The sequence below is a fragment of the Nostoc sp. CHAB 5715 genome, from assembly GCF_020829685.1.
In the GTDB taxonomy this organism is placed as follows: Bacteria; Cyanobacteriota; Cyanobacteriia; order Cyanobacteriales; family Nostocaceae; genus Nostoc.
In genome coordinates, this window is sequence record NZ_JAIVFR010000373.1 from 1 (window position 1) to 6545 (window position 6545).

5 protein-coding genes and 2 pseudogenes are annotated in these 6545 nt (G+C 40.6%); 4 read left to right on the plus strand and 3 right to left on the minus strand.

Annotated features, from left to right (window positions below; genetic code table 11):
- Window positions 1-391: pseudogene (locus LC574_RS20395) on the plus strand (LD-carboxypeptidase); the annotation flags it as partial.
- 513 nt (window positions 392-904) lie between these two features.
- Here the strand turns inward: LC574_RS20395 and LC574_RS20400 are convergent.
- Together LC574_RS20400 and LC574_RS20405 are read right to left on the minus strand one after the other, a co-directional pair.
- Window positions 905-1948 carry a glycosyltransferase family 4 protein gene (locus LC574_RS20400; protein ID WP_306422141.1) on the minus strand — a complete coding sequence of 348 codons (1044 nt, stop codon included), beginning with the start codon at window positions 1946-1948 and terminating at the stop codon, window positions 905-907.
- A gap of 120 nt (window positions 1949-2068) precedes the next feature.
- Window positions 2069-2812 (minus strand): bifunctional 2-polyprenyl-6-hydroxyphenol methylase/3-demethylubiquinol 3-O-methyltransferase UbiG, encoded by a 744-nt coding sequence (locus tag LC574_RS20405; RefSeq protein ID WP_229455251.1) that lies wholly within the window; start codon window positions 2810-2812, stop codon window positions 2069-2071.
- Between the two features lie 169 nt (window positions 2813-2981).
- On the opposite strand from LC574_RS20405, the gene LC574_RS20410 reads away from it, so the two are divergent.
- Window positions 2982-4316, plus strand: a complete 1335-nt coding sequence (locus LC574_RS20410; RefSeq protein ID WP_229455253.1) for an ABC transporter substrate-binding protein — start codon at window positions 2982-2984, stop codon at window positions 4314-4316.
- 87 nt (window positions 4317-4403) lie between these two features.
- Here LC574_RS20410 and LC574_RS20415 read toward each other — a convergent pair whose 3' ends face one another.
- Window positions 4404-5138, minus strand: coding sequence for a hypothetical protein (locus LC574_RS20415; RefSeq protein WP_229455255.1), 735 nt, complete (start codon window positions 5136-5138; stop codon window positions 4404-4406).
- Window positions 5139-5162: 24 nt separating this feature from the next.
- Between LC574_RS20415 and LC574_RS20420 the strand changes: the two genes are divergently transcribed.
- Together LC574_RS20420 and hemE are read left to right on the plus strand one after the other, a co-directional pair.
- On the plus strand, window positions 5163-5402 hold the full coding sequence (locus LC574_RS20420; RefSeq protein WP_229455257.1) for a hypothetical protein: 240 nt from the start codon (window positions 5163-5165) through the stop codon (window positions 5400-5402).
- 68 nt (window positions 5403-5470) lie between these two features.
- Window positions 5471-6421: pseudogene (hemE, locus tag LC574_RS20425) on the plus strand (uroporphyrinogen decarboxylase); the annotation flags it as partial.
- Window positions 6422-6545 lie beyond the last annotated feature (124 nt).

Below are 6545 nucleotides of genomic sequence, written 5' to 3' on the forward strand. Positions count from 1 at the left end.
GGTTAATGGTACTTTGTTACCAGGTAATCTCACAGTTGCAACTCACCTTTTGGGTACATCAATCTTGCCACATCTGGATGGTGTAATTCTGGCGCTGGAAGATATTACAGAAGCACCTTATCGCATTGATAGGATGCTGACACAGTGGCGTTTGAGTGGTGCTTTGTCTCAAGTGTGCGGTATTGCTTTGGGCGGTTTTACTCGCTGTGAAGCGCCGCCAACTGTGTCTAGCTTTAGTGTAGAAGAAGTATTGCGCGATCGCTTGGGTGATTTGGGTATTGCGATTGTTTCTGATTTACCTTTTGGTCATGATAGTCCGAATGCAGCCTTACCAGTGGGTGTAGAGGTAACTTTAGATGGGGATGCGGGAATATTAGCGATCGCACCATAGTTTCCCGCAAATATTTTTATCACAAAAAGTTTTGGTGGTACATAAAATCAAATAATATCCAAGTTACAGCTATTTTCAGGTAAATAAACCACGCGGTAGGGGTTTAGCATTGCTCATTGGTGTCAACTTAAGCTAAAAGTAGCTTAACTGTTAGCTTCCACGCCCGCCCAGAAATGAATTTCAGGGCTAATAGTTAAAGTCTACTAAAGTAGACTAAAGATTTTTTGCTATATTTAGTCATCTTCAGATGACTTCCGCTATTAGCAAGGAACTTCAGTTCCTTGCGGGACATGGCTTTTACGTTAAGTTGACACGTATGAGCATTGCTAAACCCCTACGATAGATGTGGTTCAAATACATGAAAACTGCTGTAAAGGACAATACAGTTCAGTTAAGCAATTTTTCCTTCTCTCTCTGTGTCCTCTGCGCCTCTGTGGTTCATTAAAAAAACGACTTTGGCAAAGAGTGCTAGCCTTAACCCAAGCGTATTGAGTTAAAGGACATTATTACTATTCATTTTTTCAAGATTTTTTGAAACCATTGTTCTACGCGATCGCCCATCGCCTCTAAAGAATAATTTGTTTCTGCTTGTTGCCGACAAGCATAACGGTCAATTTCATCCAAATGCTTAATCGCTTCTACTAAACCTTGAACACTATCAGGTTCCACTAAAAAACCAGTTTTGCCTTCTTGGACAATTTCTGTTAAACCACCCCGATGGTAAGCAATTAAAGGTACTCCACAAGCAAGCGCTTCTATTGCTACATTTCCAAAAGCTTCTACCCAACGGGGAGTTACTAACAAGGCTAGACATTTACCTAATTGTTGTTGTAACTCGACAGTAGGTAAAAAGCCCATATATTCTATCGGTGCATCTGGGTAGTCTTGACAAATCTTCTGCCAGTAAGTTTCATCTTGTTTCAGTCCAAATATTTTCAAAGGAATACCCGTGATTTTTGCAGATGCAACCGCATCTTCTAATCCTTTTTCCGGTGCTATTCTACCTACCCACGCCAAGTTATAGCTTGGTTGATTACAAAACTGATAAATAGATAAATCCATCCCATTCAGCAAACAAGTACACTGCTGTTCAAGCTTAAAAGTCGCTGCTTGTGTTTGACTGTGAACGCCAATAGTACCTGTAAACTGAGTTGCGATCTGCTCAATAATCTGATCCATAACATCTGTTAAAGAACCCATACTAATCAGATGAGCGATCGGAGTATTAAAAAATGGTGTTAAATACAAAGGTAGCCAATCATAAGCAAAATTCACAATTAAATCATAATCAGCCTGAACTTGTCGTGCATAATCCCACATATTCGCCAGAACAGAATTTTTCGGGATAAAAATTGGCTCAGTGCGAGTCTGATTTTGAGCTGGTATCTGGAGTTCTCCAGGGATTTCTTTAATAGGTAATGAACTGCTAATAGACCCCTGAGGTGCGACAATTTTTACTTGGTGTCCTCGCCGTAGCATCTCTTTGGCAATGTTAGAGATGGTCAACTCCACTCCGCCACCCAATCCTGAACCTAGTGAACCAATTGGAGTGGACATAAATAATAATTTATGGTACATTTTCGTCGTTAATCTATTTTCATAAAGATCATTTTTTCACCTAAACAACGTACTTATTGGGTTTCGCTGTAGCTCCATCCAAAAGACATGAAATTAAATTCAACTTTGCTTACGGTAGCAGCGGGTTGTAATTAGGTAAGGATGAAAAACCTCTAAGAAGTGACTCTGAAGTGTATGGAAAAATGTTTCTACTACTTTAGGATCATCTAAATGAAAAGGGTATTCTTGGTTAAAACCTTTAAAGAAATACCAATTCACTATCATCTTACCTTTAAAATTCAAAGCTTGATAAAATTGTAATAACTGTTCGCTAGGATCTAACACATGTTCTAAAACATCAAAGCACAAAATCGTATCAAATTTATCTTTTGCAGGCATTTCCAGAGCAAAAACTATTTTCTTGTCCAATCCCATTTTCTTAGATCGATACTGAACAAAATCACGATTGATCGGATTAATATCATAATAAATTACTTGTTCAACTTGTGGACAAAGAGCAGCGCCAAGGGCATGAGTTCCTATTCCACCACCAAAATCCAACACTCGACCTTGAGCATAATCTGCAATCAACCGCAAGGTATCTCCAATGTACTCATGACTTGACAGATGCCAAGCCCCCAATTCAAATAAGTAAAGTTCTCCTACTTTCTCACGATAAAAAGCATTTGCTTCTTGCCAATTAAAATCTTTGTGTCCTAAATTTTTTATTTCTTCTTGTTTTGTTGCTAACTTTATCTCTACGGTTTCTGGATCTAAATGTAAAAACTCTTGTAGATGATGCTTAAATTGAAATGAATTTTCTAAATAGCTACTTAAGAAAGAAGGCGTAGGAAAGTTACCCATAAAATTTGTGTCACAATGAAATTAACGTATCCTATTATAAAATAAATCTATACTAATTTAACTTATTAGCACTCGTAAATATGGAGACAAAATGTAGTATATAGCAGTCCTAAATGATTCAGAAATTTATTTTTTTCTTCTCTTGGCGCTCTTGAGGGTGAAGTGATAGATGCACAAAAAATCTATAAATTGGCATAAAGTTACCCTTTTCCAATCCCAAATTCAAAAATTTTCCCGCCAGTTGACCAATTCTGCTTGGCGGGTTTCACTGATGGGAATTCTTCTGAGTATATTTTTATATGGTTGTCAGGGGGCAGTCCAGAAGAATGATGGAGTAATTCATCTGAGTCTATGGCAATCAATCAATCCCCCGATTAATCGGGATGTGTTTAATAAACTAGTAGATAAATTTAATCAGACTCATACTGATGTGAAGGTGGAATCTATCTTTATAGGTCAACCCCAATTGCCAAAAATATTAACAGCAGTTGTGGGCAATGCGCCTCCAGATATTCTGTCATTCGATCCTCAATTGACAGGTCAGTTTATGGAACTAGGGGCAATTCGTCCTTTAGAAGAATGGCTGGACAAATTTCGATTCAAGTCGGAAATTAGCCCCAATTTATGGGAGGGATTAAAATTAGACGGTCATCTTTGGTCAATCCCACTTTACACGGGCAATGTAGGGATTTTTTACCGACCTAAACTTTTCCAAGCTGCGGGAATTACGCAACTTCCTAAGACTTGGGAAGAGTTAAGGGAAGTTGCCAAAAAATTGACCATAGATCGCAATGGCGACAATCGACCTGAACAGTACGGAATGTTACTGCCTTTAGGAAAGGAAGAATGGACTGTATTTACTTGGTTCCCCTTTTTATTGAGCGCTGGCGGAGAGATTGTCACCAATAACCGTCCGAATTTGACGAATGCAGGAGCGATCGCAGCCTTACAATTTTGGCAAGACCTATTAAAAGATGGTTCCGCAACCCTTTCTTCCCCAGAGCGAGGTTATGAAGAAGACGCTTTTATTGCAGGTCGTGTTGCTATGCAGCTTACAGGCCCTTGGACTTATATCATGAAGTCTAATGTTGACTTTAACGTATTCCCTATACCTGCAAATGTGAAACCTGCTACAGTGACAGCCACTGGAAATATGTATTTGATGAAGACCACACCAGCAAGAGAGCAAGCTGCACTCAAATTTTTAGAGTATGTTTTAAGTGAAGAATTCCAAACAGAATGGAGCATAGGGACGGGTTTTTTACCAGTTAACATTAAATCTGCCCAAAGTCAGGCTTATCAACAATTTCTCCAGCAAAAACCTGTCTTGAAAGTCTTTATTGAGCAAATGCCTGTATCAGGTTCTCGACCAATCATTCCTGGCTATAGTCGTTTATCTGAGAGTTTAGGTCGAGCCATTGAAGCCACCATGCTAGGAACATCTCCAGAAACAGCACTCAAACAAGCTCAAGCAAACATTGATTCAATTTGGGATTCCCCATAATCTAGATGAAATCTAAAATCCTAACTAAGGCTTCCTTTTTACTTAGCCTTGCAAAAACTAGGTTTCAAACCCGATGCTTAATTATGATCAACCAGAAATTCCACTTTGGCGATGTGAATTTCTTTTCAAGGTACACAAGCCAATTGCTGGTACAATTCCCAAAATTAGTGCTGTAAATCCTTGTCCACTCCAATAGAGTATAAAACTACGGTTGGCTTCTGGAATGAAATTTTGCACAATAAAAAGCAACCAAACCAAAATAGTAATCAAGAAGAAAGAAATTGAGGGTAAAAAATTCCACCACCAAATACCTGTTGTGTATCGCCTCAATACCAGCCATTGGCAAAGCCCCAGCCAAATACCAGAAATAATATATGCGATCGCAGACAAAAATCCCAAAATAAAAGTTTCTTCAGGAGATGATGAGACAATGGTTAAAATATAGTTAATCCAAGCTGTAGAAACGCCGTTAGCAATCAGCCAACCGACGCTAGTTGCAAATATCCACTGCCAACCTGGTAAATATCGGTAAAGAACAAGGCTCTGGTCAGCAGCGAAAATCACGGCAAATACAACATTGCTGAGACTTCTAACCAAAATGCTCCATGTTTGTGGTTGAATTGCAACGCTAGGTGAGGTTTGGAGAATAATTTTCTCTAAGGCGATACTGGCAACGCCACCCACAACCCATCCGATCAAGGTCATTAAGGTAAACTGAATAAAGAACCTCTGTCGCTGTGATCGCGGAATCAAAAGTTTTTCTAAGTTAGGATCATTATTAGCAGATGCAACATCATCGGGACTGTTAGAGTCAGTTTGCATAGTTAGGGGAGTGGGGAGTGGGGAGTGGGGAGTGGGGATGAGGAAGATGAGGAAGATGAGGGAGTAGAGGAAGAAGAACTATTGATTATTAACCAATGCCCAATACTTCGGCTTCGCTCAGTACAAGTGCCCAATGCCCCATGCCCAATTCCCAATCCTCAGTTCAATATTGATTCTTGTTTTATCCTATTTCTCACTCCTTATTCCCCACTCCCCACTCCCCACTCCCCACTCCCCATTCTCCTTTTACTCCAAACCTGCTGAAAAAGCGTAATCCCAGAATGATAAGCTAAACAGTGGCATAAAAATTGTGACTTAGGATGAAGTGATAAATGGGTGTTTCTTTAACGACTCCTCATCTCTTACGGGCTGCTCGTGGTGAAGTAGTAGATCGTCCCCCCGTATGGATGATGCGACAAGCGGGACGATATATGAAAGCATATCGAGACTTAAGAGATAGGTATCCTTCGTTTCGCGATCGCTCCGAAATTCCAGAAGTAGCAATTGAAGTTTCCTTACAACCCTGGAGAGCTTTCCAACCAGACGGAGTAATTTTATTTTCTGATATTGTCACCCCATTACCTGGTTTGGGCATTGACATGGATATTGCCGAAGGTAAAGGGCCAATCATTCACTCGCCCCTCCGCACTCAAGAACAAATTGAACGTCTGCATCCTTTAGAACCAGAAGCAGCTCTACCATTTATTAAGACAATTTTACAAGCACTGCGTTTTGAAGTAGGCGATAAATCGACGGTGTTGGGCTTTGTGGGTGCGCCGTGGACGTTAGCAGCTTATGCAGTTGAAGGAAAAGGTTCTAAAACCTACTCCATCATCAAAAACATGGCATTTTCAGATCCAACGATATTGCATCAATTGTTAGCTAAACTAGCAGATGCGATCGCCATCTATGCCCGCTACCAAATTGACTCTGGCGCTCAAGTTGTGCAAATGTTCGATTCTTGGGCGGGTCAATTGAGTCCTCAAGATTATGATACCTTTGCTCTCCCCTATCAGCAGAGAGTTTTCCAGCAAGTCAAGCAAACCCACCCGGATACACCTTTGATTCTGCTAGTTAGCGGTAGCGCGGGTGTGTTGGAAAGAATGGCACAATCTGGCGCTGATATAGTCAGTGTAGACTGGGCTGTGGATATGGCAGACGCACGAGCCAGATTGGGTAAGCAAGTCAAAGTTCAAGGAAATCTTGACCCAGGCGTGTTATTCGGCTCTAAACAGTTTATCCGCGATCGCATTCTTGATACCGTTCGCAAAGCTGGTAATTGGGCAGACAATCACCAGCCGGAAAAGCAATTCAAGCCTTTATTAAAGAGCTAACACGTGGGTGACAAGTGCGCTTTGTGTGCCACAATCGATGGTGACAAGTGCGGTTGCAGTACCACGATCAACG

What these genes read in the sequence shown, in the direction of transcription:
- LC574_RS20400 (WP_306422141.1), bottom strand. Translation starts at nt 1,948, where the DNA reads ATGTCCACTCCAATTGGTTCACTAGGTTCAGGATTGGGTGGCGGAGTG.
- LC574_RS20405 (WP_229455251.1), bottom strand. Translation starts at nt 2,812, where the DNA reads ATGGGTAACTTTCCTACGCCTTCTTTCTTAAGTAGCTATTTAGAAAAT.
- LC574_RS20410 (WP_229455253.1), top strand. Translation starts at nt 2,982, where the DNA reads ATGCACAAAAAATCTATAAATTGGCATAAAGTTACCCTTTTCCAATCC.
- LC574_RS20415 (WP_229455255.1), bottom strand. Translation starts at nt 5,138, where the DNA reads ATGCAAACTGACTCTAACAGTCCCGATGATGTTGCATCTGCTAATAAT.